This is a genomic window from Pseudomonas sp. K8 (genome assembly GCF_014889455.1).
Taxonomy (GTDB): domain Bacteria; phylum Pseudomonadota; class Gammaproteobacteria; order Pseudomonadales; family Pseudomonadaceae; genus Aquipseudomonas; species Aquipseudomonas veronii.
This window is the reverse complement of the sequence record NZ_VJWO01000030.1, coordinates 15040-38595: the sequence shown is the minus strand read 5'-3', so window position 1 is coordinate 38595 and position 23556 is coordinate 15040. Positions and strand designations below refer to the sequence as shown.

Genomic DNA, 23556 nt, shown 5'->3' with positions numbered 1-23556 from the left:
CTTGGACAAGATCCTGATTCGTGGGGCTAGAACCCACAACCTGAAGAACATCGACCTGACCCTGCCCCGGGACAAACTGATCGTCATCACCGGTTTGTCCGGGTCCGGCAAATCGTCGCTGGCGTTCGACACGCTGTACGCCGAAGGCCAGCGGCGCTATGTCGAGTCGCTGTCGGCCTATGCCCGCCAGTTTCTGTCGATGATGGAAAAACCCGACGTCGACACCATCGAAGGCCTGTCGCCGGCAATTTCCATCGAGCAGAAGTCGACTTCCCACAACCCGCGCTCCACCGTGGGCACCATCACCGAGATCTACGACTACCTGCGCCTGCTGTATGCGCGCGTCGGTATCCCGCGCTGCCCGGACCACGACATCCCGCTGGAAGCCCAGACCGTCAGCCAGATGGTCGACCTGGTGCTGGCCCAGCCGGAAGGCGCCAAGCTGATGCTGCTGGCGCCGGTGATTCGCGAGCGCAAGGGTGAACACCTTTCAGTGTTTGAAGAACTGCGTGCGCAAGGTTTCGTGCGTGCGCGGATCAACGGCAAGCTGTACGAGCTGGACGAAGCGCCGAAGCTCGACAAGCAGAAGAAGCACTCGATCGATGTCGTGGTCGACCGCTTCAAAGTACGCGCCGACTTGCAGCAGCGCCTGGCGGAATCCTTCGAGACAGCCCTGAAGCTGGCGGACGGTATCGCCCTGGTCGCGCCGATGGACGACGAACCGGGCGAAGAGATCATCTTCTCCGCACGCTTTGCCTGCCCGATCTGTGGCCACGCCATCAGCGAGCTGGAACCCAAGCTGTTTTCCTTCAACAACCCGGCCGGCGCCTGCCCGACCTGCGATGGCCTGGGCGTGAAGCAGTTCTTCGACATCAAGCGCCTGGTCAATGGCGAGCTGACGCTGGCGGAAGGCGCGATACGCGGCTGGGACAGGCGTAACGTCTATTACTTCCAGATGCTCGGCTCATTGGCCTCGCACTATAAGTTCAGCCTGGAAGTACCGTTCAACCAACTGCCGGCGGATCAGCAGAAGGTCATTCTCAACGGCAGCGGCTCGCAGAACGTCGACTTCAAATACCTCAACGACCGTGGCGATATCGTCAAACGCTCGCATCCGTTCGAAGGCATCGTACCCAACCTCGAACGCCGCTACCGCGAGACCGAGTCGGCGAGCGTGCGGGAAGAACTGGCCAAGTTCCTCAGCACCCAGCCCTGCCCGGATTGCCGAGGCACCCGCCTGCGCCGTGAGGCGCGACACGTATGGGTTGGCGAGAAGACCCTGCCGGCGGTGACCAACCTGCCGATCGGCGACGCCTGTGAATATTTCGGCGTACTCAAGCTGACCGGACGCCGTGGGGAGATTGCCGACAAGATCCTCAAGGAGATTCGCGAACGCCTGCAGTTCCTGGTCAACGTCGGCCTGGATTACCTGTCGCTGGACCGCAGCGCCGATACCTTGTCGGGCGGTGAAGCCCAGCGCATCCGCCTGGCCAGCCAGATCGGCGCCGGCCTGGTGGGCGTGTTGTATATCCTCGATGAGCCGTCGATTGGCTTGCACCAGCGCGATAACGATCGCCTCCTGGGCACGCTGAAACACCTGCGGGACATCGGCAACACGGTGATCGTGGTCGAGCACGACGAAGACGCGATTCGCCTGGCCGATTATGTGGTCGATATCGGCCCGGGCGCTGGCGTGCATGGTGGGCATATCGTCGCCCAAGGCACGCCTGCCGAAGTGATGGCCCATCCAGACTCGCTGACCGGCAAGTACCTGTCCGGCCGGGTGAGGATTGAAGTGCCGTCCAAGCGCACGCCACGCAACAAGAAGATGGCGTTGCACCTCAAGGGCGCGCGCGGCAACAACCTGCGCAATGTCGACCTGGAAATTCCGCTGGGTCTGCTGACCTGCGTGACCGGTGTTTCCGGCTCCGGCAAGTCGACGCTGATCAACAACACGCTGTTCCCGTTGAGCGCCACCGCCCTGAACGGCGCGACCACGCTGGAAGCGGCTGCGCATGACAGCATCAAGGGCCTGGAGCTCCTCGACAAAGTGGTCGATATCGACCAGAGCCCGATTGGCCGTACTCCCCGCTCCAACCCGGCGACCTATACCGGGCTGTTCACGCCCATTCGCGAGTTGTTCGCCGGCGTGCCGGAATCCCGCTCGCGGGGCTACGGGCCGGGCCGGTTCTCGTTCAACGTCAAGGGAGGGCGCTGCGAAGCGTGCCAGGGCGATGGCTTGATCAAGGTGGAGATGCACTTCCTGCCGGACATCTACGTGCCGTGCGATGTGTGCAAGAGCAAGCGCTACAACCGCGAAACCCTTGAGATCAAATACAAGGGCAAGAACATCCACGAAACCCTGGAGATGACCATCGAGGAAGCGCGGGTGTTCTTCGACGCGGTTCCGGCGTTGGCGCGCAAGCTGCAGACGCTGATGGATGTGGGCTTGTCGTACATCAAGCTGGGGCAATCGGCGACCACGCTGTCCGGTGGTGAAGCGCAACGGGTCAAGCTGTCCCGTGAGCTGTCCAAGCGCGATACCGGTAAAACCCTGTATATCCTCGATGAGCCGACCACGGGCCTGCACTTCGCGGACATTCAGCAATTGCTGGATGTGTTGCACCGCCTGCGCGACCACGGCAACACCGTGGTGGTGATCGAGCACAACCTGGATGTGATCAAGACCGCCGACTGGCTGGTCGACCTCGGGCCGGAAGGCGGTTCCAAGGGCGGTCAGATCATCGCGGTAGGTACGCCGGAGCAGGTCTCCGAGATGCCGCAATCGCACACGGGTTACTACTTGAAACCGTTGCTCGCGCGCGACCGGGCCTGATTTATCCGGCCCAATAAAAAGCCCCTGTCACTTCAACGGTGACAGGGGCTTTTTTACAGCCGGGAATCAGAACTGCGATTGCAGGTAATTCTCCAGGCCGACCAGCTTGATCAGGCCCAGCTGCTTTTCCAGCCAGTAGGTGTGATCTTCTTCGGTATCAGCCAACTGCACGCGCAGAATTTCACGGGTGACATAGTCGTTGTGCTGCTCGCACAGCTCGATGCCCTTGCACAGCGCTGCACGGACCTTGTTCTCGAGGCGCAGGTCAGCGGCGAGCATCTCAGGCACCGTTGTGCCTACGTCCAAGTCGTCAGGACGCATGCGTGGCGTGCCTTCGAGCATCAGGATACGGCGCATCAATGCGTCGGCGTGCTGGGTCTCTTCTTCCATCTCATGGTTGATACGCTCGTAGAGCTCGGTAAAGCCCCAGTCTTCGTACATACGCGAATGGATGAAATATTGGTCACGAGCCGCGAGTTCGCCCGTCAGCAACGTGTTGAGGTAATCGATTACGTCGGGGTGACCTTGCATCGCCCTACATCTCCCTGCTTGAAAGTCTTTAGTTTGAACCATGCTGACCCATAGGTCACGGAGCCAACGGCTGAAAAGTGAAGATTTCCTGAGAAAAGCAGCTGAATTAACGCAAAAACCGCCCAAATGAGGGCGGTTCTGCTTATCGTTTAGAGTCAGTTAATCGATACACCCAGCGCCTTTGCGATTGCTTCTCCATAAGCCGGATCGGCTTTGAAGAAGTGCTGCAACTGACGCTGGACCACATCACTGGAAACCCCCGCCATGGCGCCTGCGATGTTGCCGGTGAGCAAGGCTTTCTGCTCATCGTTCATCAGGCGGAACAGCGCACCGGCGTGGCTGTAATAGTCGGTGTCTTCGCGGTGATCGTAACGATCCGCGGCACCGCTCAGGGCCAATGCGGGCTCGGCGTACTGTGGCGCTTGTTTCGGCGCGTCGGCGTAGCTGTTTGGCTCATAGTTGGGCGCCGCACCACCGTTGCTGCCGAAGGCCATCGAGCCATCACGCTGGTAGCTGTTGACCGGGCTACGTGGGGCATTCACCGGCAATTGCTGGTGGTTGGTGCCGATACGGTAGCGGTGGGCATCTGCGTAAGCGAAGACGCGACCTTGCAGCATGCGGTCCGGCGACAGGCCAACACCCGGGACCATGTTGCTCGGGCCGAACGCCGCTTGTTCCACTTCGGCGAAGTAGTTCTGCGGATTACGGTTGAGCTCCAGTTCACCGACTTCGATCAGCGGGAACTCCTTCTGCGACCAGGTTTTGGTCACGTCAAAGGGGTTCTCGTAATGTGCGTTGGCCTGGGCCTCGGTCATGATCTGAATGCAGACGCGCCATTTCGGGAAATCCCCGCGCTCGATCGCACCAAACAGATCGCGCTGTGCGTAATCAGGGTCGGTACCGGCCAAACGTGCCGCCTCGGCCGGTGCCAGGTTCTTGATGCCTTGCTTGGTCTTGTAGTGCCACTTCACCCAGTGCCGCTCGCCCTTGGCGTTGATCAAGCTGTAGGTGTGGCTACCGAAGCCGTGCATGTGGCGGTAACCGTCAGGGATACCACGGTCCGAAAACAGGATGGTGACCTGGTGCAGCGCCTCCGGGGAGTGCGACCAGAAATCCCACATCATCTGCGCGCTTTTCAGATTGCTTTGCGGCAGGCGTTTTTGAGTGTGGATGAAATCAGGGAACTTGAGTGGGTCGCGGATGAAGAACACCGGGGTGTTGTTACCGACGATGTCCCAGTTGCCTTCTTCGGTGTAGAACTTCAAGGCAAAGCCACGAGGGTCGCGCTCGGTATCCGCCGAACCACGTTCGCCACCAACCGTGGAGAAACGCAGAAAGGTCGGCGTTTGTTTACCAACGGCCTCGAACAGCTTGGCGCTGGTGTACTGAGTAATGTCCCGGGTGACGGTGAACGTGCCGTAAGCACCCGAACCTTTGGCGTGTACGCGACGCTCAGGGATGTTTTCGCGGTTGAAGTGAGCGAGCTTCTCGATCAGGTGAAAATCATCGAGCAACAACGGGCCACGCGGGCCGGCGGAACGGGAGTTCTGGTTATCCGCCACGGGAGCGCCGCTGGCGGTGGTAAGAATTTTGTTCTGGCTCATGTTCAATCTTCCTCAGGTCGGACTTGGAACTGCCGGCTAATCGGCTTGCAGTGAGTATTGATCATCAACATGACGTCTACAAATTCATTAAATTGTGGACATCAATAGAAAATTACTACCAATACACCCGACGCCCATAATGCCGCGGCCAGATCGATGCACGCTTGTATCCATGGCGCTTTTCTTACGCGCACAAAAAACCGGGCGCTAGGCCCGGTTCTTCGTAACAGACTGTCGTCTTACTCGGCGCTTACAGCTTCGCCGGCAGTAGCACGATCAACCAACTCGACATACGCCATAGGCGCGTTGTCGCCAGCGCGGAAACCGCACTTGAGGATGCGCAGGTAGCCACCCTCACGGGTAGCGTAACGCTTGCCCAGGTCGTTGAAGAGCTTACCAACGATAGCTTTCGAACGAGTACGGTCGAAGGCCAGACGGCGGTTAGCCAGGCTGTCTGTCTTAGCCAAAGTGATCAGCGGCTCAGCAACGCGACGCAGTTCTTTAGCTTTCGGCAGTGTAGTTTTGATCAGCTCGTGCTCGAACAGCGACACCGCCATGTTTTGGAACATGGCCTTACGGTGCGAGCTGGTACGGCTCAGGTGACGTCCACTTTTACGATGACGCATGGTTCATTCCTTACCAAACTCACGTTCGGTGATTACGACGATCAGGCAGTCGCCTTGTCGTCCTTCTTAAGACTTGCAGGCGGCCAGTTGTCGAGGCGCATGCCGAGGGACAGACCGCGGGAGGCCAGAACGTCCTTGATTTCAGTCAAGGATTTCTTGCCCAGGTTCGGAGTCTTCAACAGTTCTACTTCGGTACGCTGAATCAGGTCGCCGATGTAGTAAATGTTTTCCGCCTTAAGGCAGTTAGCCGAACGTACAGTCAGTTCCAGATCGTCAACCGGGCGAAGCAGGATCGGATCGATCTCGTCTTCCTGCTCGATTACCACTGGTTCGCTGTCGCCTTTGAGGTCGACGAACGCAGCCAACTGCTGTTGCAGAATGGTTGCAGCGCGACGGATAGCCTCTTCAGGGTCCAGAGTACCGTTGGTTTCCAGATCAATAACCAGCTTGTCCAGGTTAGTACGCTGCTCGACACGGGCGTTTTCCACCACGTATGCGATACGGCGAACCGGGCTGAACGAAGAGTCAAGCTGCAAGCGACCAATGCTGCGGCTTTCGTCTTCATCGCTCTGACGCGAGTCGGCCGGTTCATAACCACGACCACGAGCTACAGTGAGCTTCATGTTCAGGGCGCCGTTAGACGCCAGGTTAGCGATTACGTGATCGGGGTTAACGATCTCGACATCATGATCCAGCTGAATATCGGCAGCGGTAACCACCCCCGAACCCTTCTTCGACAAGGTCAGCGTAACTTCGTCACGGCCGTGCAGCTTGATAGCCAGACCTTTAAGGTTCAACAGGATTTCAATTACGTCTTCCTGTACACCTTCGATGGCGCTGTACTCGTGGAGCACACCGTCAATCTCGGCCTCGACTACTGCACAGCCGGGCATTGAGGACAACAGGATGCGGCGCAGCGCGTTGCCCAGGGTGTGGCCAAAACCACGCTCGAGAGGCTCGAGTGTGATTTTGGCGCGGGTTGGACTGACAACCTGCACATCAATGTGGCGGGGTGTCAGGAACTCATTTACCGAAATCTGCATGGATGCACCTATTTTCTAGCCCTTACTTGGAGTAGAGCTCGACAATCAGGCTTTCGTTGATGTCGGCGGACAGATCACTGCGAGCTGGAACGTTCTTGAAAACGCCCGACTTCTTCTCAGTGTCTACTTCTACCCATTCTACGCGGCCACGTTGGGCACACAGATCGAGAGCTTGGACAATGCGAAGTTGGTTTTTTGCTTTCTCGCGAACAGCGACCACGTCACCAGCACGAACCTGGTAGGACGGAACGTTTACGGTCTGGCCGTTAACGCTGATCGACTTGTGCGATACCAGCTGACGGGATTCGGCACGAGTAGAACCAAAGCCCATACGGTATACAACGTTGTCCAGACGGCATTCGAGCAGTTGCAGCAGGTTTTCACCGGTTGCACCTTTCTTGCCAGCAGCTTCTTTGTAGTAGCCGCTGAACTGACGCTCGAGAACGCCGTAGATACGACGGACCTTCTGCTTTTCACGCAGTTGGGTGCCGTAATCGGACTGGCGACCGCGGCGTTGGCCGTGGATACCAGGTGCTGCTTCAATGTTGCACTTCGATTCGATCGCGCGCACGCCGCTCTTCAGGAAGAGATCGGTGCCTTCGCGACGAGCGAGTTTGCATTTTGGACCAATGTAACGAGCCATTCTTTACAATCTCCTGGATTACACGCGGCGCTTCTTCGGCGGACGGCACCCGTTGTGCGGGATTGGCGTCACGTCGGTGATGCTGGCGATCTTATAGCCACAGCCGTTCAAAGCACGGACAGCGGACTCACGACCTGGACCTGGACCTTTGACGTTAACGTCGAGGTTTTTCAGGCCGTATTCCAGCGCAGCTTGACCAGCACGTTCAGCAGCTACTTGAGCAGCGAACGGGGTGGACTTGCGGGAACCGCGGAAACCCGAACCACCGGAGGTAGCCCAAGAAAGCGCGTTACCTTGACGGTCGGTGATGGTCACGATGGTGTTGTTAAAAGAAGCATGGATGTGGGCGATGCCATCAACCACTGTCTTTTTAACTTTTTTACGAGGACGAGCAGCAGGTTTTGCCATGATAATTTTCCTGTCGATTCGCGGGGGCGATTACTTGCGGATCGGCTTACGCGGACCTTTACGGGTACGCGCGTTAGTCTTGGTACGCTGACCGCGTACTGGAAGACCACGACGATGACGCAGACCGCGATAGCAACCGAGGTCCATCAAACGCTTGATTTTCATGTTGATTTCGCGACGCAGGTCACCTTCAGTGGTGAACTTCGCCACTTCGCCACGCAGCAATTCAACCTGCTCGTCGCTCAGATCCTTGATCTTAGCGGCTGGGTTTACCCCAGCGACCGCGCAAATTTTCTGCGCAGTAGTGCGACCAACACCATAGATGTAGGTCAGCGAGATAACAGTGTGCTTGTTATCTGGAATGTTAACGCCTGCAATACGGGCCATTCAGTGGGACTCCAATTGACAGCTACCTACGCCCCGGAAGCCAAGAAATAGGGCGCGAGATAATATCGCTGTAATAACAAATAATCAACCCGGCAGCGCACTAGCTGCCGGGCTTCAAGCGGATCACACTCAGCCTTGGCGCTGTTTGTGACGCGGTTCCGCGCTGCAAATTACTCGAACAACACCTTCGCGGCGAATAATCTTGCAGTTACGGCACAGCTTTTTCACCGATGCACGAACTTTCATCACCAACTCCTCGAACCTTATGGGTACTCAGCGCAACATGCCGCTGCCGTAACCCTTCAGGTTGGCTTTCTTCATCAGGGATTCGTACTGGTGCGAAACGAGGTGCGATTGTACTTGGGACATGAAGTCCATCACAACCACGACCACGATCAGCAACGAGGTCCCGCCAAGGTAGAACGGAACGTTTGCTGCAACCACCAGGAACTGGGGCAACAAGCACACGGCCGTCATATATAGAGCACCGAACAGGGTCAAACGAGTCAGAACGCCATCAATGTAGCGTGCAGACTGCTCACCTGGACGGATGCCCGGAATAAAGGCACCGGACTTCTTCAGGTTTTCCGCTACGTCTTTCGGATTGAACATCAACGCCGTATAGAAGAAGCAGAAGAAAATAATCCCTGCACTAAACAGCAGAATATTCAACGGCTGACCAGGAGCGATCGACTGAGAGAGGTCCTGCAGCCAGCCCATGTTTTCAGACTGACCAAACCAGGTACCCAACGAAGCCGGAAACAGCAAGATGCTGCTCGCGAAAATCGCCGGAATAACACCGGCCATATTCACTTTCAGCGGCAAGTGGCTGGTCTGCGCAGCAAAGACCTTACGGCCCTGCTGACGCTTGGCGTAGTGAACAGCAATACGACGCTGGCCACGCTCAATGAACACCACAAAACCGATAATCGCTACTGCCAGCAAACCGATGGCAACCAGGGCGAAAATGTTGATATCACCCTGACGTGCAGACTCGAAAGACTGCCCGATCGCTCTCGGAAGACCGGCGACGATACCTGCGAAAATCAACATCGAGATACCGTTACCAACACCACGCTCAGTAATCTGCTCACCCAGCCACATCATGAACATCGCACCAGCCACAAACGTGGATACCGCGACGAAATGGAAGCCAAAGTCACCAGTGAACGCAACACCCTGCCCCGCCAGGCCAACGGACATGCCGATAGCTTGAACCAGGGCGAGGATGACAGTGCCGTAGCGGGTGTACTGGCTAATCTTGCGACGGCCAGCTTCACCTTCCTTCTTCAACTGCTCCAGCTGCGGGCTGACGGCGGTCATCAGTTGCATGATGATCGATGCCGAAATGTACGGCATGATCCCCAGTGCAAAGATGCTCATCCGTTCCAGCGCGCCGCCGGAAAACATGTTGAACAAGCTAAGAATGGTCCCCTCATTCTGTCGAAACAGGTCTGCGAGTCGGTCCGGGTTGATACCTGGAACCGGGATGTGTGCGCCTATTCGGTAGACGATAATCGCCAGGAACAGAAAACGCAGACGAGCCCAAAGTTCAGACATACCGCCTTTGCCGAGCGCTGAGAGAGCACCTTGCTTAGCCATTTATTCCTCGAACTTGCCGCCAGCTGCTTCGATAGCCGAACGCGCACCTTTGGTGGCGCCGATTCCCTTGCCGATAGTGACAGCGCGAGTCACTTCACCGGACAGCATGATTTTCACACGCTGTACGTTGACGTTGATCACGTTGGCATCTTTCAGGGTCTGCACAGTAACGATGTCGCCTTCCACTTTAGCCAGCTCGGACAGACGCACTTCTGCGCGGTCCATGGCTTTCAGGGATACGAAACCGAACTTAGGCAGGCGACGATGCAGCGGCTGTTGACCGCCTTCAAAGCCTGGAGCAATGGTGCCACCGGAGCGGGAGGTTTGACCTTTGTGGCCACGGCCACCAGTCTTACCCAAACCGCTACCGATACCACGGCCCGGACGATGCTTTTCGCGACGGGAACCCGGCGCTGGACTCAGATCATTGAGTTTCATCGATTAACCCTCGACACGCAGCATGTAGTAAGCCTTGTTGATCATCCCGCGATTCTCGGGAGTATCCTGGACTTCTACAGTGTGACCGATGCGACGCAGACCCAAACCCTTAACGCACAATTTGTGGTTAGGGATGCGGCCGGTCATGCTTTTGATCAGCGTTACTTTAACGGTAGCCATGATCAGAAGATCTCCTTGACGCTTTTGCCACGCTTGGCGGCAATGGATTCAGGAGACTGCATTGCTTTCAAACCCTTGAAAGTGGCGTGAACCACGTTTACTGGGTTAGTCGAGCCGTAGCACTTGGCCAGAACGTTCTGAACGCCAGCAACTTCGAGGACAGCACGCATAGCGCCGCCAGCGATGATACCAGTACCTTCAGAAGCAGGCTGCATGTACACCTTCGAAGCGCCATGGGCGGACTTCATTGCGTACTGCAGAGTGGTGCCGTTCAGATCAACTTGGATCATGTTGCGACGAGCAGCTTCCATTGCCTTCTGGATCGCAGCAGGCACTTCACGTGACTTGCCACGGCCGAAGCCAACGCGCCCTTTACCATCACCCACCACGGTCAACGCGGTGAAAGTGAAGATACGGCCGCCTTTAACGGTTTTGGCTACGCGGTTAACTTGAACCAGCTTCTCAATGTAGCCTTCGTCGCGCTTTTGGTCGTTATTTGACATAACTTAGAACTCCAGCCCAGCTTCACGAGCAGCATCAGCCAGCGCCTTGACGCGACCGTGATACTTGAAGCCAGAGCGGTCGAAAGCCACCTGCGAGACGCCAGCGGCTTTAGCACGCGTAGCGACCAGCTGGCCAACCTTAGTGGCCGCGTCGATGTTGCCGGTGGCACCATCACGCAGTTCTTTATCCAAAGTCGAGGCGCTTGCCAGGACTTTGTTGCCGTCGGCCGAGATGACCTGGGCGTAGATGTGCTGCGACGAGCGGAACACGCAGAGACGCACGACTTCGAGTTCGTGCATTTTCAGGCGTGCTTTGCGAGCGCGACGCAGTCGAGTAACTTTTTTGTCGGTCATTTGCTATGCCCTACTTCTTCTTGGCTTCTTTACGACGGACGACTTCGTCCGCGTAGCGCACACCTTTGCCTTTGTACGGCTCTGGTGGACGGAAGTCGCGGATCTCAGCGGCCACCTGACCTACCAGCTGCTTATCGATGCCCTTGATCAGGATATCGGTTTGGCTAGGGGTCTCAGCGGTGATGCCTTCCGGCAGTTCGTAATCCACTGGGTGCGAGAAGCCAAGGGCCAGGTTCAAAACCGTGCCTTTTGCTTGCGCTTTGTAACCAACACCGACCAGCTGGAGCTTACGCTCGAAGCCTTGGCTTACGCCTTGGACCATGTTGTTTACCAACGCACGCGTGGTACCGGCCATTGCGCGAGTTTGTTGATCGCCATTGCGAGCAGCGAAACGCAGCTCACCAGCTTCTTCAACGATCTCAACGGACGAATGGATGTTCAGTTCAAGAGTACCCTTGGCACCCTTCACCGAAAGCTGTTGGCCTGCGAATTTTACTTCGACACCGGCTGGCAGCTTAACGGGGTTCTTAGCGACGCGAGACATGCTTATCCCCCCTTAGAACACAGTGCAAAGAACTTCGCCGCCGACACCGGCAGCGCGCGCAGCACGATCCGTCATCACACCTTTGTTGGTGGAGACGATAGACACGCCAAGACCGCCACGAACTTTCGGCAGATCTTCAACGGACTTGTACTGACGCAGGCCTGGACGGCTAACGCGCTTCACTTCCTCGATGACCGGACGGCCTTCGAAGTACTTCAGCTCGATGGACAGCAGTGGTTTGATTTCGCTGCTGATCTGATAACCCGCAATGTAGCCTTCGTCTTTCAGGACTTTGGCAACAGCTACCTTCAACGTGGAAGATGGCATGCTTACGACGGACTTTTCAGCCATCTGGGCATTACGGATACGAGTTAGCATGTCCGCTAACGGGTCCTGCATACTCATGGGCTAGACGCTCCTAATACAAAAAAATTAGCCTTGCGGCTACATATGTCGCTGAGTATCTCCGGGCATAGAAAACACGGGCTCAGGCGAGCCGGGTATTCTAGACACACTCCGGAAATGAAACAAGCCCCAAAAGGGGCTTGTTCCAGATTCAAGGTACCGGCGGTCAGTATCTTGCGATTCAGACCGTCCGGACTTTGAAAGTACTTACCAGCTGGCTTTAACCAGACCTGGCACGTCACCACGCATTGCCGCTTCACGCAGTTTGTTACGGCCGAGGCCGAACTTGCGGTAAACGCCGTGTGGACGACCGGTCAGGCGGCAGCGGTTACGCATGCGCGAGGCGCTTGCGTCACGTGGCTGCTTCTGCAGAGCTACTGTGGCTTCCCAACGTGCTTCTGGACTTGCGTTCAGATCAACGATGATTGCTTTCAGTGCTGCACGCTTCTTGGCGTACTTGGCAACCGTGAGCTGACGTTTCAGCTCGCGGTTTTTCATGCTCATCTTGGCCATGGTCCTACTCCAATCAGTTGCGGAACGGGAATTTGAAAGCACGCAACAGGGCGCGACCTTCATCATCGTTCTTGGCAGTGGTGGTCAGGGTGATGTCCAGACCGCGGAGAGCATCGATCTTGTCGTAGTCGATTTCCGGGAAGATGATCTGCTCTTTCACGCCCATGCTGTAGTTACCACGACCATCGAAGGACTTGGCATTCAGGCCGCGGAAGTCGCGGACCCGAGGCAGGGAGATCGACAGCAGACGATCCAGGAATTCATACATACGCTCACGGCGCAGAGTCACTTTGACGCCGATCGGCCAACCTTCACGGACTTTAAAGCCAGCGATGGATTTCCGAGCGTAAGTCACAACGACTTTTTGACCGGTGATCTTTTCCAGGTCAGCAACAGCGTGCTCGATGACTTTTTTGTCGCCGATCGCTTCGCCCAGACCCATGTTCAGGGTGATTTTGGTAACGCGCGGAACTTCCATCACGTTCCCGAGCTTAAGTTCTTCCTTAAGCTTGGGGGCGATTTCCTTCCGGTAAATCTCTTGTAGTCGTGCCATGGTCTTATCTACCTAGCAGTGTTCAAGCATCAACCGCTTTTTGGGTCGACTTGAAGACACGAATTTTCTTACCGTCTTCTACTTTGAAACCAACGCGGTCAGCCTTGTTGGTTTCGCCGTTGAAGATGGCGACGTTAGAAGCGTGCAGTGGCGCTTCTTTCTCGACGATACCGCCTTGTACGCCCGACATAGGGTTAGGCTTGGTATGACGCTTGACCAGGTTCAGACCACCGACGACCAGACGGTCGTCAGCGAGAACCTTCAGCACCTTACCGCGCTTACCTTTGTCTTTGCCGGCGATCACGATGATCTCGTCGTCACGACGAATCTTTTGCATGTCGGATCTCCTTACAGCACTTCTGGGGCGAGCGAGACGATCTTCATGAACTTCTCAGTACGAAGTTCACGGGTCACTGGCCCAAAGATACGGGTGCCGATCGGCTCTTGCTTGTTGTTCAGAAGAACAGCAGCGTTGCCATCAAAGCGGATAATGGAGCCATCTGCACGGCGAACGCCGTGACGAGTGCGGACTACAACAGCAGTCATCACTTGGCCTTTTTTCACTTTACCGCGAGGAATTGCTTCCTTCACGGTAACTTTGATGATGTCACCGATACCAGCGTAACGACGATGGGAGCCACCCAGCACCTTGATGCACATAACACGGCGAGCGCCGCTGTTATCGGCCACATCGAGCATGGATTGAGTCTGAATCATATAATTTCTCCGACCCCTAGTCCTTAGACTTCCACAGCGCGTTCGAGAACATCAACCAGTGCCCAAGACTTGGTCTTGGCCAGCGGACGAGTTTCACGAATAGTGACTTTGTCGCCGATGTGGCACTGGTTGGTTTCGTCGTGCGCGTGCAGCTTAGTCGAACGCTTAACATATTTACCGTAGATCGGGTGCTTAACGCGACGCTCGATCAAAACGGTGATGGTTTTGTCCATCTTGTCGCTGACAACACGGCCAGTCAGCGTACGGACAGTCTTTTCGGCTTCAGCCATGATCACTTACCTGCCTGCTGGTTGAGCACAGTCTTCACGCGAGCGATGTCACGCTTAACTTGCGAGAGCAGATGAGACTGCCCCAACTGGCCAGTTGCTTTCTGCATGCGCAGATTGAACTGGTCGCGCAGCAGGCCGAGCAGTTGCTCGTTCAGCTGCTGTGCGGATTTTTCACGAAGTTCATTCGCTTTCATCACATCACCGTCCGTTTAACAAAGGCGGTGGCGAGCGGCAGCTTTGCAGCAGCCAGGGCAAAAGCCTCACGCGCCAGCTCTTCAGTTACACCCTCGATTTCATACAGGACTTTGCCTGGCTGAATCTGGGCTACCCAGTATTCCACGTTACCCTTACCTTTACCCATCCGAACTTCGAGGGGCTTTTTGGAGATCGGCTTGTCCGGGAATACACGGATCCAGATCTTGCCGCCACGTTTTACGTGACGGGTCAGAGCACGACGCGCTGACTCGATCTGACGAGCGGTGAGACGACCACGAGCTACAGACTTCAGCGCGAATTCGCCGAAGCTGACTTTGCTACCGCGCTGAGCCAGACCACGGTTGTGGCCTGTCATCTGCTTGCGGAACTTCGTACGCTTTGGTTGCAACATTTGGCGTACCCCTTACTTAGCAGCTTTTTTACGAGGCGCTGGTGCTTGTGGTTTCAGTTCTTCTTGGCGACCACCAATTACTTCGCCTTTGAAGATCCAAACCTTTACACCGATCACACCATAAGTGGTGTGAGCTTCGTAGTTGGCATAGTCGATGTCGGCACGCAGGGTGTGCAGTGGCACACGACCTTCGCGATACCATTCAGTACGTGCGATTTCAGCACCGCCGAGACGACCGCTCACTTGGATTTTGATGCCTTTGGCACCAATACGCATGGCGTTCTGTACGGCGCGCTTCATAGCGCGACGGAACATGACGCGACGCTCCAGCTGCTGAGCTACGCTCTGCGCAACCAGCATACCGTCGAGCTCCGGCTTGCGGATCTCTTCGATATTGATGTGCACAGGCACACCCATTTGCTTGGTCAGGTCCTGACGCAGTTTCTCAACATCTTCACCTTTCTTCCCGATAACGATACCTGGACGAGCGGTGTGGATGGTGATACGTGCAGTTTGTGCCGGACGATGGATATCGATACGGCTTACGGACGCGCTTTTTAGTTTGTCTTGGAGATACTCACGCACCTTCAGATCAGCGAACAAATAGTCCGCATAAGTCCGACCGTCTGCGTACCAGACGGAGGTGTGCTCCTTGACGATTCCCAGGCGAATGCCAATGGGATGTACTTTCTGACCCATCTCTTCGACTCCGTTACTTGTCAGCAACCTTGACAGTGATATGGCAAGACCGCTTGACGATGCGATCAGCACGGCCTTTGGCACGCGGCATGATACGCTTCAGCGAACGCCCTTCGTTGACGAAAACGGTGCTGACCTTCAGGTCATCAACGTCTGCGCCTTCGTTATGCTCGGCGTTGGCTACGGCCGACTCCAGCACTTTCTTCATGATCTCGGCGGCTTTCTTACTGCTGAAAGCCAACAGGTTGAGCGCTTCGCCCACCTTCTTCCCGCGGATCTGGTCGGCGACCAAGCGGGCTTTCTGGGCGGAGATTCGAGCGCCCGACAACTTAGCGGCTACTTCCATTTCCTTACCCCTTAACGCTTGGCTTTCTTGTCTGCCACGTGCCCACGATAAGTGCGGGTACCGGCAAACTCGCCTAGTTTGTGGCCGACCATGTCTTCGTTAACGAGAACTGGGACGTGTTGACGACCGTTGTGTACTGCGATGGTCAGACCGACCATTTGTGGCAGGATCATCGAACGACGCGACCAGGTCTTAACTGGTTTGCGATCGTTCTTTTCCGCCGCCACTTCGATCTTCTTCAGTAGGTGAAGATCAATAAAAGGACCTTTTTTCAGAGAACGTGGCACTGTCGTATCCCTCTATTTACTTGCGACGACGGACGATCATTTTGTCGGTACGCTTATTACCACGAGTCTTCGCGCCCTTAGTCGGGAAGCCCCATGGCGATACCGGATGACGACCACCAGAGGTACGACCTTCACCACCACCGTGTGGGTGGTCAACCGGGTTCATGGCAACACCACGAACGGTTGGGCGAACGCCACGCCAGCGTTTGGCACCAGCTTTACCCAGCGAACGCAGGCTGTGCTCGGAGTTCGAGACTTCACCCAGGGTCGCGCGGCATTCAGCCAGCACTTTACGCATCTCACCAGAACGCAGACGCAGGGTCACGTAGACACCTTCACGAGCGATCAGCTGAGCCGAAGCACCAGCGGAACGAGCGATTTGCGCGCCTTTACCTGGCTTCAATTCGATGCCGTGTACGGTGCTACCAACTGGAATGTTACGCAGTTGCAGAGCGTTGCCCGGCTTGATCGGTGCCAGAGCACCTGCGATCAGCTGGTCACCAGCACTCACGCCTTTAGGGGCGATGATGTAGCGACGCTCGCCATCTGCGTACAGCAGCAGAGCGATGTGAGCAGTACGGTTTGGATCGTATTCGATACGCTCGACAGTGGCAGCGATGCCATCTTTGTCGTTGCGACGGAAGTCGACCAGACGATAATGCTGTTTATGGCCACCACCGATGTGACGAGTGGTAATGCGACCATTGTTGTTACGACCACCAGTCTTCGATTTCTTCTCGAGCAGCGGTGCGTGAGGAGCGCCTTTATGCAGCTCCTGGTTGACCACCTTGACCACAAAACGGCGGCCAGGGGAAGTCGGTTTGCATTTAACGATTGCCATGATGCACCCCTTCCTTACTCAGCACTGCTGCTGAAATCGAGATCTTGGCCTGGCTGAAGGGAGATAACTGCCTTCTTCCAGTCATTACGCTTGCCCAGACCGCGAGCAGTGCGCTTGCTCTTACCCAGAACATTCAGGGTAGTAACACGCTCTACTTTCACGCTGAACAGGCTTTCGACGGCCTTCTTGATTTCCAGCTTGGTTGCGTCAGTTGCAACCTTGAAAACGAACTGGCCTTTCTTGTCAGCCAGAACCGTAGCCTTTTCGGAAACGTGCGGGCCAAGCAGAACTTTAAATACGCGTTCCTGGTTCATCCCAGCAGCTCCTCGAATTTCTTCACGGCCGACACGGTGATCAACACCTTGTCGTATGCGATCAGACTAACTGGATCGGAACCTTGCACGTCACGTACATCAACGTGTGGCAGGTTGCGAGCAGCCAGGTACAGGTTCTGATCAACAGCTTCAGACACGATCAAGACGTCAGTCAGGCCCATGCCGTTCAGCTTGTTCAGCAGATCTTTGGTTTTCGGTGCTTCAACAGCGAAGTCCTGAACCACGACCAGACGATCAGTACGCACGAGTTCAGCAAGGATGGAGCGCAGTGCTGCGCGGTACATCTTCTTGTTGAGCTTCTGAGTGTGATCCTGCGGACGAGCTGCGAAAGTGGTACCGCCGCCGCGCCAGATTGGGCTACGGATAGTACCGGCACGAGCACGGCCAGTACCTTTCTGACGCCAAGGGCGCTTACCGCCACCACGAACGTCGGAACGGGTCTTTTGCTGCTTGCTACCTTGACGGCCGCCGGCCATGTAGGCCACGACTGCTTGGTGAACGAGCGTCTCGTTGAATTCGCCGCCAAATGTCAGTTCGGAAACTTCGATCGCTTGAGCGTCATTTACATTTAATTGCATGTCAGCTTCCCCTTAACCGCGAGCCTTGGCCGCTGGACGTACAACCAGGTTGCCGCCAGTAGCGCCAGGAACAGCACCCTTGACCAACAACAGATTGCGTTCAGCGTCGACGCGCACTACTTCGAGGGACTGCACGGTCACGCGCTCAGCGCCCATATGACCGGACATTTTTTTGCCCTTGAATACACGACCAGGAGTCTGGCACTGGCCAATAGAGCCCGGGACGCGGTGGGAAACGGAGTTACCGTGAGTGTTGTCTTGGCCACGGAAATTCCAACGCTTGATCGTACCCTGGAAGCCTTTACCCTTGGACTGACCGGTTACATCAACCAGTTGACCAGCGGCGAAGATTTCAGCGTTGATCAGATCGCCAGCCTGGTAGTCGCCTTCTTCAAGACGGAACTCCATAACAGTGCGACCAGCTGCAACGTTTGCTTTAGCGAAGTGACCTGCTTGAGCAGCAGTCACGCGCGAAGCACGACGCTCGCCGACAGTGACTTGCACTGCACGATAGCCATCGGTTTCTTCAGTTTTGAACTGGGTGACGCGATTCGGCTCGATCTCAATGACCGTGACCGGAATGGAGACACCTTCTTCGGTGAAAATACGGGTCATACCGCATTTACGACCGACTACACCAATAGTCATGTTGTAAACCTCATGAGTGTACGGGGCTTTCACCCGCTATGGCCGCCCATTTCAGAGCGTTACACGACTAAGACCCAAGTCTTAGCCGAGGCTGATCTGTACTTCCACACCGGCCGCCAGATCAAGCTTCATAAGTGCATCAACGGTTTTATCCGTTGGCTGGACGATGTCCAGTACGCGCTTATGAGTACGGATCTCGTACTGGTCACGCGCGTCTTTGTTGACGTGCGGGGAGACCAGAACGGTGAACCGCTCTTTACGGGTAGGCAGTGGAATTGGACCACGCACTTGAGCACCAGTACGTTTCGCGGTTTCCACGATTTCCTGGGTGGATTGGTCGATCAGGCGATGGTCAAAAGCCTTCAACCTGATACGGATTTGCTGATTTTGCATTGGATTTCAGACTCCGGCTGCTATTCCCAGCGAGCGCAATACGCCCGTTAAAAGGAGGCGCAATTCTATAGACGCCCCAGATAGGTGTCAACCCAATAAAAAAAGCCCCCGCTGAGCGGGGGCTTTTTCAAAACCTCGAAGCTAACTCAAAAAAGAGCTTACTCGATGATTTTAGCTACAACGCCAGCACCAACGGTACGGCCGCCTTCACGGATAGCGAAGCGCAGACCGTCTTCCATTGCGATGGTTTTGATCAGGGTAACAGTCATTTGAATGTTATCGCCTGGCATTACCATTTCAACGCCTTCTGGCAATTCGCAGTTACCAGTCACGTCAGTAGTACGGAAGTAGAACTGTGGACGGTAGCCTTTGAAGAACGGAGTGTGACGACCGCCTTCTTCCTTGCTCAGAACGTAAACTTCTGCGGTGAACTTGGTGTGCGGCTTAACGGTACCTGGCTTAACCAGAACCTGACCACGTTCAACGTCATCACGCTTGGTGCCGCGCAGCAGTACGCCGCAGTTCTCGCCAGCACGACCTTCGTCGAGCAGCTTGCGGAACATTTCAACACCGGTGCAAGTGGTAACGGTGGTGTCACGCAGACCAACGATTTCCAGTGGGTCTTGAACGCGAACGATACCACGCTCGATACGACCAGTCACAACAGTACCGCGACCCGAGATCGAGAATACGTCTTCGATTGGCATCAGGAATGGCTTGTCGGTCAGACGAACTGGTTCTGGGATGTAGCTGTCCAGAGTTTCAACCAGTTTACGAACGGCAGTGGTGCCCATTTCGTTGTCGTCTTTGCCTTCCAGCGCCATACGAGCAGAACCGATGATGATCGGAGTGTCGTCGCCTGGGAAGTCGTAAGTGCTCAGCAGATCGCGCACTTCCATCTCAACCAGTTCCAGCAGCTCAGCGTCGTCTACCAGGTCAGCCTTGTTCAGGAAAACCACGATGTACGGAACGCCTACCTGACGGGACAGCAGGATGTGCTCACGGGTTTGTGGCATCGGACCATCAGCGGCCGAGCAAACCAGGATCGCGCCGTCCATCTGGGCAGCACCAGTGATCATGTTCTTCACATAGTCAGCGTGACCTGGGCAGTCAACGTGAGCGTAGTGACGAATCTTCGAGTTGTACTCGACGTGCGCGGTGTTGATGGTGATACCACGAGCTTTTTCTTCTGGTGCGCTGTCGATTTTATCGAAATCAACGATTGCGGAACCGAATACTTCGGAGCAAACGCGAGTCAGAGCAGCAGTCAGAGTGGTTTTACCGTGGTCAACGTGACCGATGGTGCCAACGTTGACGTGCGGTAGGGAACGATCAAATTTTTCTTTAGCCACGACAATTAACTCCTTGCCTAAAGGACTGAATCAGCCTTGTTTTTTGGATACAGTTTCAGCGATGTGCGCCGGAGCTGTGTTGTATTTTTTGAATTCCATAGAGTAGCTTGCGCGACCCTGGGACATGGAGCGAACGTCGGTCGCATAACCGAACATCTCACCCAACGGAACCTCGGCGCGAATCACTTTGCCGGAAACCGTGTCTTCCATACCCAAGATCATGCCGCGACGACGGTTAAGGTCGCCCATGACATCACCCATATAGTCTTCAGGTGTAACACCTTCTACCGCCATGATTGGCTCAAGCAACTCACCACCGCCCTTCTGGGCCAGTTGCTTGGTTGCCATGGAAGCAGCCACCTTGAACGCCATCTCGTTGGAGTCGACGTCGTGGTAAGAACCGTCAAAAACGGTTGCTTTCAGGCCGATCAGCGGATAGCCGGCGACAACACCGTTCTTCATCTGCTCTTCGATACCCTTCTGGATAGCAGGGATGTATTCCTTAGGAACAACACCACCTACTACTTCGTTCACGAATTGCAGACCTTCCTGACCTTCGTCAGCAGGAGCAAAACGGATCCAGCAGTGACCGAACTGACCACGACCGCCGGACTGACGAACGAACTTGCCTTCGATTTCACAGTTCTTCGTGATGCGCTCACGATAGGAAACCTGAGGCTTACCGATGTTGGCTTCGACGTTGAACTCACGGCGCATCCGGTCAACCAGGATGTCCAGGTGCAACTCGCCCATGCCGGAGATGATCGTTTGACCAGTCTCTTCATCAGTCTTGACGCGGAAAGATGGATCTTCCTGAGCAAGTTTGCCCAGAGCGATACCCATTTTTTCCTGGTCATCCTTGGTCTTAGGCTCTACGGCAACCGAAATAACCGGCTCCGGGAAGTCCATACGAACCAGGATGATTGGCTTAGCAGCGTCGCACAAAGTTTCACCAGTGGTGACGTCCTTCATGCCGATCAGGGCCGCGATGTCACCAGCGCGCACTTCCTTGATCTCTTCACGGGCGTTTGCGTGCATTTGCACCATACGACCCACGCGCTCTTTCTTACCTTTAACCGAGTTGATCACGCCGTCGCCGGAGGCCAACACGCCCGAGTAAACGCGGACGAAAGTCAAGGTACCCACGAATGGGTCGGTTGCGATCTTGAACGCCAGAGCCGAGAACGGCTCGCTGTCATCGGCGTGACGCTCCATCTCTTCTTCCTCGTTATCAGGGTTGGTACCCTTGATAGCAGGAATGTCGGTTGGAGCAGGCAGGTAGTCGATAACGGCGTCGAGAACCAGGGGAACACCCTTGTTCTTGAAGGAAGAACCACAAACAGCCAAGACGATCTCACCAGCGATAGTACGCTGACGCAGAGCGGCCTTGATTTCCGCGTTGGTGAGTTCTTCACCTTCGAGGTACTTGTTCATCAGTTCTTCGCTGGCTTCGGCAGCAGCCTCAACCATGTTGTTACGCCACTCGTCAGCCAGTTCCTGCAGTTCAGCAGGGATAGGCTTACGAACAGGAACCATACCTTTGTCGGCGTCATTCCAGTAGACGGCTTCCATGGCGATCAGATCGATCTGGCCCTGGAAGTTATCTTCGGAACCGATTGCCAATTGAATTGGCACCGGAGTGTGACCCAGACGCTGCTTGATCTGACCGATCACGCGCAGGAAGTTGGCACCAGCACGGTCCATCTTGTTTACGTAAACAAGACGTGGAACGCCGTATTTGTTGGCTTGACGCCATACGGTTTCTGACTGAGGCTCAACACCCGAGGTACCGCAGAACACAACGACAGCGCCGTCGAGTACACGCAGGGAACGTTCAACTTCAATAGTGAAGTCTACGTGGCCTGGGGTATCGATAACGTTGAAACGGTGCTCGTCTTTGTACTGCTTCTCGGAACCTTTCCAGAAGGCGGTAATAGCAGCAGAAGTAATGGTAATACCACGCTCCTGCTCCTGAACCATCCAGTCTGTGGTCGCGGCGCCGTCATGCACCTCGCCCATCTTGTGACTTTTGCCGGTGTAAAAAAGGACGCGCTCGGTGGTGGTGGTTTTACCAGCATCCACGTGAGCAACGATACCAATGTTACGGTAGCGATTAATCGGTGTAGTACGAGCCATAAAGCCCTCGCAAATTGAGTGACGCTGGATTTAGAAGCGGTAGTGCGAGAAAGCCTTGTTAGCTTCAGCCATACGGTGCACGTCTTCACGTTTCTTAACAGCAGCGCCTTTACCTTCAGCAGCGTCCAACAGTTCGCCAGCCAAACGCAGAGCCATAGACTTCTCGCCACGCTTACGGGCGAAGTCTACCAACCAGCGCATTGCCAGGGCGTTACGACGGGACGGACGAACTTCAACCGGAACCTGGTAAGTAGCACCGCCTACACGGCGCGACTTCACTTCGACCAGCGGAGCGATGGCGTCGAGAGCTTTCTCGAAGATTTCCAGGGGGTCGCTGTTCTTGCGTTCTTTAACCTTTTCCAGCGCGCCATAAACGATACGCTCGGCAACGGCTTTCTTGCCGCTTTCCATCACGTGGTTCATGAACTTGGCCAGGATTTGGCTTCCGTATTTTGGATCGTCAAGCACTTCGCGCTTGGCTGCTACGCGTCTTCTTGGCATGGATAAGCCCTCAAACGGTCTTCAGGTTCGCTCGGAATCGGTGCCCTTTCGGGACGCCTCCGACCTTACTCTTATCGACTCAGAAAATAAGATGATTCAGTTTTACAAAAAGCCGCTACTACTTAGGCTTCTTGGTACCGTACTTCGAACGACCCTGGTTACGACCTTTAACGCCGGAAGTATCCAAGGAGCCGCGTACGGTGTGGTAACGAACACCTGGCAAGTCTTTTACACGCCCGCCGCGGATCAGTCCCACGCTGTGCTCTTGCAGGTTGTGGCCTTCACCGCCGATGTACGAGGAAACCTCGAAACCGTTGGTCAGACGCACACGGCATACTTTACGCAGTGCCGAGTTAGGTTTTTTCGGCGTAGTGGTATACACGCGAGTGCATACGCCACGACGTTGCGGGCAGTTCTGCAGCGCAGGTACGTCGGATTTCTCGACGATACGCTTACGCGGCTGACGTACCAGCTGGTTGATAGTTGCCATCTACTAGCTCCACTGTTGTCTTGCGACGCTATTGTCTTGCAAGAAAAGCAAAATGGCAGGAACGAATTCCCGCCAAATTTAGGGGTACAAGAGTCTAAAGAGGATCTTGCCCCCAGTCAAGGCAAGGCCCCGACCTCCCCTCTCAACGAACCGGGGCAAAACTGCC

At 55.5% G+C, this 23556-nt stretch carries 35 protein-coding genes; 1 reads left to right on the top strand and 34 read right to left on the bottom strand.

Annotation, left to right across the window (positions count from 1 at the left end; genetic code table 11):
- Window position 1 precedes the first annotated feature (1 nt).
- Window positions 2-2836 (top strand): excinuclease ABC subunit UvrA, encoded by a 2835-nt coding sequence (uvrA, locus tag INT12_RS19610; protein WP_017849544.1) that lies wholly within the window; start codon window positions 2-4, stop codon window positions 2834-2836.
- A 66-nt stretch (window positions 2837-2902) separates the two neighbouring features.
- On the opposite strand, the gene bfr is transcribed toward uvrA, so the two are convergent.
- From bfr to rpsL, 34 genes are all read right to left on the bottom strand, one after another.
- Complete coding sequence (gene bfr, locus INT12_RS19605; RefSeq protein ID WP_017848805.1) at window positions 2903-3367, bottom strand: bacterioferritin; 465 nt, start codon at window positions 3365-3367, stop codon at window positions 2903-2905.
- A gap of 155 nt (window positions 3368-3522) precedes the next feature.
- Window positions 3523-4971 (bottom strand): catalase, encoded by a 1449-nt coding sequence (locus INT12_RS19600; protein ID WP_079444808.1) that lies wholly within the window; start codon window positions 4969-4971, stop codon window positions 3523-3525.
- A gap of 239 nt (window positions 4972-5210) precedes the next feature.
- On the bottom strand, window positions 5211-5597 hold the full coding sequence (gene rplQ, locus INT12_RS19595) for a 50S ribosomal protein L17 (protein WP_003176402.1): 387 nt from the start codon (window positions 5595-5597) through the stop codon (window positions 5211-5213).
- A 41-nt stretch (window positions 5598-5638) separates the two neighbouring features.
- Complete coding sequence (locus tag INT12_RS19590; RefSeq protein ID WP_003176403.1) at window positions 5639-6640, bottom strand: DNA-directed RNA polymerase subunit alpha; 1002 nt, start codon at window positions 6638-6640, stop codon at window positions 5639-5641.
- Window positions 6641-6662: 22 nt separating this feature from the next.
- On the bottom strand, window positions 6663-7283 hold the full coding sequence (rpsD, locus tag INT12_RS19585) for a 30S ribosomal protein S4 (RefSeq protein WP_003176404.1): 621 nt from the start codon (window positions 7281-7283) through the stop codon (window positions 6663-6665).
- A gap of 18 nt (window positions 7284-7301) precedes the next feature.
- Entirely contained in the window at window positions 7302-7691 is a 390-nt protein-coding gene (gene rpsK, locus INT12_RS19580) for a 30S ribosomal protein S11 (protein ID WP_002555466.1), read from the bottom strand.
- Between the two features lie 30 nt (window positions 7692-7721).
- The gene (gene rpsM / locus INT12_RS19575) at window positions 7722-8078 is read right to left on the bottom strand and encodes a 30S ribosomal protein S13 (RefSeq protein ID WP_017848803.1); all 357 of its coding nucleotides are present in this window, start codon (window positions 8076-8078) and stop codon (window positions 7722-7724) included.
- A 129-nt stretch (window positions 8079-8207) separates the two neighbouring features.
- Complete coding sequence (rpmJ, locus tag INT12_RS19570) at window positions 8208-8324, bottom strand: 50S ribosomal protein L36 (protein WP_002555468.1); 117 nt, start codon at window positions 8322-8324, stop codon at window positions 8208-8210.
- 27 nt (window positions 8325-8351) lie between these two features.
- A complete protein-coding gene (gene secY, locus INT12_RS19565) occupies window positions 8352-9680 on the bottom strand; it encodes a preprotein translocase subunit SecY (RefSeq protein WP_003176406.1) in 1329 nt (442 codons plus the stop codon).
- Complete coding sequence (rplO, locus tag INT12_RS19560; RefSeq protein WP_003176407.1) at window positions 9681-10118, bottom strand: 50S ribosomal protein L15; 438 nt, start codon at window positions 10116-10118, stop codon at window positions 9681-9683.
- 3 nt (window positions 10119-10121) lie between these two features.
- Window positions 10122-10298 (bottom strand): 50S ribosomal protein L30, encoded by a 177-nt coding sequence (gene rpmD / locus INT12_RS19555; RefSeq protein WP_003176408.1) that lies wholly within the window; start codon window positions 10296-10298, stop codon window positions 10122-10124.
- A 2-nt stretch (window positions 10299-10300) separates the two neighbouring features.
- Complete coding sequence (gene rpsE / locus INT12_RS19550) at window positions 10301-10801, bottom strand: 30S ribosomal protein S5 (RefSeq protein WP_003186035.1); 501 nt, start codon at window positions 10799-10801, stop codon at window positions 10301-10303.
- Between the two features lie 3 nt (window positions 10802-10804).
- Window positions 10805-11155 carry a 50S ribosomal protein L18 gene (gene rplR, locus INT12_RS19545; protein WP_003186037.1) on the bottom strand — a complete coding sequence of 117 codons (351 nt, stop codon included), beginning with the start codon at window positions 11153-11155 and terminating at the stop codon, window positions 10805-10807.
- A gap of 10 nt (window positions 11156-11165) precedes the next feature.
- Window positions 11166-11699, bottom strand: a complete 534-nt coding sequence (gene rplF / locus INT12_RS19540; protein WP_003176412.1) for a 50S ribosomal protein L6 — start codon at window positions 11697-11699, stop codon at window positions 11166-11168.
- Window positions 11700-11711: 12 nt separating this feature from the next.
- Window positions 11712-12104, bottom strand: a complete 393-nt coding sequence (gene rpsH, locus INT12_RS19535) for a 30S ribosomal protein S8 (RefSeq protein ID WP_017848802.1) — start codon at window positions 12102-12104, stop codon at window positions 11712-11714.
- Window positions 12105-12311: 207 nt separating this feature from the next.
- Window positions 12312-12617 (bottom strand): 30S ribosomal protein S14, encoded by a 306-nt coding sequence (rpsN, locus tag INT12_RS19530; protein ID WP_003176414.1) that lies wholly within the window; start codon window positions 12615-12617, stop codon window positions 12312-12314.
- A gap of 13 nt (window positions 12618-12630) precedes the next feature.
- Window positions 12631-13170, bottom strand: a complete 540-nt coding sequence (gene rplE, locus INT12_RS19525; protein ID WP_003194642.1) for a 50S ribosomal protein L5 — start codon at window positions 13168-13170, stop codon at window positions 12631-12633.
- A gap of 22 nt (window positions 13171-13192) precedes the next feature.
- Window positions 13193-13507, bottom strand: a complete 315-nt coding sequence (gene rplX / locus INT12_RS19520) for a 50S ribosomal protein L24 (RefSeq protein WP_007896770.1) — start codon at window positions 13505-13507, stop codon at window positions 13193-13195.
- An 11-nt stretch (window positions 13508-13518) separates the two neighbouring features.
- Window positions 13519-13887: a 50S ribosomal protein L14 gene (gene rplN / locus INT12_RS19515; RefSeq protein ID WP_002555479.1), complete on the bottom strand. Its 369-nt coding sequence runs from the start codon at window positions 13885-13887 to the stop codon at window positions 13519-13521.
- 23 nt (window positions 13888-13910) lie between these two features.
- Window positions 13911-14177 carry a 30S ribosomal protein S17 gene (rpsQ, locus tag INT12_RS19510; protein WP_003176419.1) on the bottom strand — a complete coding sequence of 89 codons (267 nt, stop codon included), beginning with the start codon at window positions 14175-14177 and terminating at the stop codon, window positions 13911-13913.
- Between the two features lie 2 nt (window positions 14178-14179).
- Window positions 14180-14371 (bottom strand): 50S ribosomal protein L29, encoded by a 192-nt coding sequence (gene rpmC / locus INT12_RS19505; RefSeq protein WP_002555481.1) that lies wholly within the window; start codon window positions 14369-14371, stop codon window positions 14180-14182.
- Window positions 14371-14784 (bottom strand): 50S ribosomal protein L16, encoded by a 414-nt coding sequence (rplP, locus tag INT12_RS19500; protein WP_003232424.1) that lies wholly within the window; start codon window positions 14782-14784, stop codon window positions 14371-14373. Before rplP ends, rpmC begins: the two co-directional genes overlap by 1 nt.
- 12 nt (window positions 14785-14796) lie before the next feature.
- Entirely contained in the window at window positions 14797-15483 is a 687-nt protein-coding gene (rpsC, locus tag INT12_RS19495) for a 30S ribosomal protein S3 (RefSeq protein ID WP_003176422.1), read from the bottom strand.
- 13 nt (window positions 15484-15496) lie between these two features.
- On the bottom strand, window positions 15497-15829 hold the full coding sequence (gene rplV / locus INT12_RS19490; protein WP_003103908.1) for a 50S ribosomal protein L22: 333 nt from the start codon (window positions 15827-15829) through the stop codon (window positions 15497-15499).
- An 11-nt stretch (window positions 15830-15840) separates the two neighbouring features.
- A complete protein-coding gene (gene rpsS / locus INT12_RS19485) occupies window positions 15841-16116 on the bottom strand; it encodes a 30S ribosomal protein S19 (RefSeq protein WP_002555486.1) in 276 nt (91 codons plus the stop codon).
- A gap of 16 nt (window positions 16117-16132) precedes the next feature.
- The gene (gene rplB, locus INT12_RS19480) at window positions 16133-16957 is read right to left on the bottom strand and encodes a 50S ribosomal protein L2 (RefSeq protein ID WP_003210080.1); all 825 of its coding nucleotides are present in this window, start codon (window positions 16955-16957) and stop codon (window positions 16133-16135) included.
- A 14-nt stretch (window positions 16958-16971) separates the two neighbouring features.
- Entirely contained in the window at window positions 16972-17271 is a 300-nt protein-coding gene (gene rplW, locus INT12_RS19475; protein WP_002555488.1) for a 50S ribosomal protein L23, read from the bottom strand.
- Window positions 17268-17870 carry a 50S ribosomal protein L4 gene (rplD, locus tag INT12_RS19470; protein ID WP_003210082.1) on the bottom strand — a complete coding sequence of 201 codons (603 nt, stop codon included), beginning with the start codon at window positions 17868-17870 and terminating at the stop codon, window positions 17268-17270. The genes rplW and rplD overlap by 4 nt, the downstream gene beginning before the upstream one ends.
- Window positions 17871-17882: 12 nt before the next feature.
- Window positions 17883-18518, bottom strand: a complete 636-nt coding sequence (gene rplC / locus INT12_RS19465; protein ID WP_007253310.1) for a 50S ribosomal protein L3 — start codon at window positions 18516-18518, stop codon at window positions 17883-17885.
- Window positions 18519-18599: 81 nt separating this feature from the next.
- Window positions 18600-18911 carry a 30S ribosomal protein S10 gene (rpsJ, locus tag INT12_RS19460; protein WP_003186070.1) on the bottom strand — a complete coding sequence of 104 codons (312 nt, stop codon included), beginning with the start codon at window positions 18909-18911 and terminating at the stop codon, window positions 18600-18602.
- Window positions 18912-19069: 158 nt separating this feature from the next.
- Entirely contained in the window at window positions 19070-20263 is a 1194-nt protein-coding gene (tuf, locus tag INT12_RS19455; protein WP_017848801.1) for an elongation factor Tu, read from the bottom strand.
- Between the two features lie 30 nt (window positions 20264-20293).
- Entirely contained in the window at window positions 20294-22399 is a 2106-nt protein-coding gene (gene fusA / locus INT12_RS19450; RefSeq protein WP_193058978.1) for an elongation factor G, read from the bottom strand.
- A 30-nt stretch (window positions 22400-22429) separates the two neighbouring features.
- A complete protein-coding gene (gene rpsG / locus INT12_RS19445; RefSeq protein WP_002555493.1) occupies window positions 22430-22900 on the bottom strand; it encodes a 30S ribosomal protein S7 in 471 nt (156 codons plus the stop codon).
- Window positions 22901-23018: 118 nt separating this feature from the next.
- Window positions 23019-23390 carry a 30S ribosomal protein S12 gene (gene rpsL, locus INT12_RS19440; RefSeq protein WP_193058977.1) on the bottom strand — a complete coding sequence of 124 codons (372 nt, stop codon included), beginning with the start codon at window positions 23388-23390 and terminating at the stop codon, window positions 23019-23021.
- Window positions 23391-23556 lie beyond the last annotated feature (166 nt).

Excerpts from the sequence above, each read along its gene's own strand:
- rplX (WP_007896770.1), bottom strand. The coding sequence starts at position 13,507 with ATGCAAAAGATTCGTCGTGACGACGAGATCATCGTGATCGCCGGCAAA.
- rplN (WP_002555479.1), bottom strand. The coding sequence starts at position 13,887 with ATGATTCAGACTCAATCCATGCTCGATGTGGCCGATAACAGCGGCGCT.
- INT12_RS19590 (WP_003176403.1), bottom strand. The coding sequence starts at position 6,640 with ATGCAGATTTCGGTAAATGAGTTCCTGACACCCCGCCACATTGATGTG.
- rpsH (WP_017848802.1), bottom strand. The coding sequence starts at position 12,104 with ATGAGTATGCAGGACCCGTTAGCGGACATGCTAACTCGTATCCGTAAT.
- rpsD (WP_003176404.1), bottom strand. The coding sequence starts at position 7,283 with ATGGCTCGTTACATTGGTCCAAAATGCAAACTCGCTCGTCGCGAAGGC.
- rplQ (WP_003176402.1), bottom strand. The coding sequence starts at position 5,597 with ATGCGTCATCGTAAAAGTGGACGTCACCTGAGCCGTACCAGCTCGCAC.
- rpmJ (WP_002555468.1), bottom strand. The coding sequence starts at position 8,324 with ATGAAAGTTCGTGCATCGGTGAAAAAGCTGTGCCGTAACTGCAAGATT.
- rplE (WP_003194642.1), bottom strand. The coding sequence starts at position 13,170 with ATGGCACGACTACAAGAGATTTACCGGAAGGAAATCGCCCCCAAGCTT.
- rpmC (WP_002555481.1), bottom strand. The coding sequence starts at position 14,371 with ATGAAAGCGAATGAACTTCGTGAAAAATCCGCACAGCAGCTGAACGAG.
- rplB (WP_003210080.1), bottom strand. The coding sequence starts at position 16,957 with ATGGCAATCGTTAAATGCAAACCGACTTCCCCTGGCCGCCGTTTTGTG.
- rplO (WP_003176407.1), bottom strand. The coding sequence starts at position 10,118 with ATGAAACTCAATGATCTGAGTCCAGCGCCGGGTTCCCGTCGCGAAAAG.
- rplV (WP_003103908.1), bottom strand. The coding sequence starts at position 15,829 with ATGGAAGTAGCCGCTAAGTTGTCGGGCGCTCGAATCTCCGCCCAGAAA.
- INT12_RS19600 (WP_079444808.1), bottom strand. The coding sequence starts at position 4,971 with ATGAGCCAGAACAAAATTCTTACCACCGCCAGCGGCGCTCCCGTGGCG.
- rplD (WP_003210082.1), bottom strand. The coding sequence starts at position 17,870 with ATGCAATTAAATGTAAATGACGCTCAAGCGATCGAAGTTTCCGAACTG.
- rpsC (WP_003176422.1), bottom strand. The coding sequence starts at position 15,483 with ATGGGTCAGAAAGTACATCCCATTGGCATTCGCCTGGGAATCGTCAAG.
- rpsG (WP_002555493.1), bottom strand. The coding sequence starts at position 22,900 with ATGCCAAGAAGACGCGTAGCAGCCAAGCGCGAAGTGCTTGACGATCCA.
- rpsN (WP_003176414.1), bottom strand. The coding sequence starts at position 12,617 with ATGGCCAAGATGAGCATGAAAAACCGCGAGCTGAAACGTCAGCTCACG.
- rplF (WP_003176412.1), bottom strand. The coding sequence starts at position 11,699 with ATGTCTCGCGTCGCTAAGAACCCCGTTAAGCTGCCAGCCGGTGTCGAA.
- rpsQ (WP_003176419.1), bottom strand. The coding sequence starts at position 14,177 with ATGGCTGAAGCCGAAAAGACTGTCCGTACGCTGACTGGCCGTGTTGTC.
- rplC (WP_007253310.1), bottom strand. The coding sequence starts at position 18,518 with ATGACTATTGGTGTAGTCGGTCGTAAATGCGGTATGACCCGTATTTTC.
- rplP (WP_003232424.1), bottom strand. The coding sequence starts at position 14,784 with ATGTTGCAACCAAAGCGTACGAAGTTCCGCAAGCAGATGACAGGCCAC.
- rplW (WP_002555488.1), bottom strand. The coding sequence starts at position 17,271 with ATGAACCAGGAACGCGTATTTAAAGTTCTGCTTGGCCCGCACGTTTCC.
- fusA (WP_193058978.1), bottom strand. The coding sequence starts at position 22,399 with ATGGCTCGTACTACACCGATTAATCGCTACCGTAACATTGGTATCGTT.
- rplR (WP_003186037.1), bottom strand. The coding sequence starts at position 11,155 with ATGACCGACAAAAAAGTTACTCGACTGCGTCGCGCTCGCAAAGCACGC.
- rpsM (WP_017848803.1), bottom strand. The coding sequence starts at position 8,078 with ATGGCCCGTATTGCAGGCGTTAACATTCCAGATAACAAGCACACTGTT.
- bfr (WP_017848805.1), bottom strand. The coding sequence starts at position 3,367 with ATGCAAGGTCACCCCGACGTAATCGATTACCTCAACACGTTGCTGACG.
- rpsE (WP_003186035.1), bottom strand. The coding sequence starts at position 10,801 with ATGTCAAATAACGACCAAAAGCGCGACGAAGGCTACATTGAGAAGCTG.
- rpsK (WP_002555466.1), bottom strand. The coding sequence starts at position 7,691 with ATGGCAAAACCTGCTGCTCGTCCTCGTAAAAAAGTTAAAAAGACAGTG.
- secY (WP_003176406.1), bottom strand. The coding sequence starts at position 9,680 with ATGGCTAAGCAAGGTGCTCTCTCAGCGCTCGGCAAAGGCGGTATGTCT.
- rpsJ (WP_003186070.1), bottom strand. The coding sequence starts at position 18,911 with ATGCAAAATCAGCAAATCCGTATCAGGTTGAAGGCTTTTGACCATCGC.
- rpsL (WP_193058977.1), bottom strand. The coding sequence starts at position 23,390 with ATGGCAACTATCAACCAGCTGGTACGTCAGCCGCGTAAGCGTATCGTC.
- rpmD (WP_003176408.1), bottom strand. The coding sequence starts at position 10,298 with ATGGCTACCGTTAAAGTAACGCTGATCAAAAGCATGACCGGCCGCATC.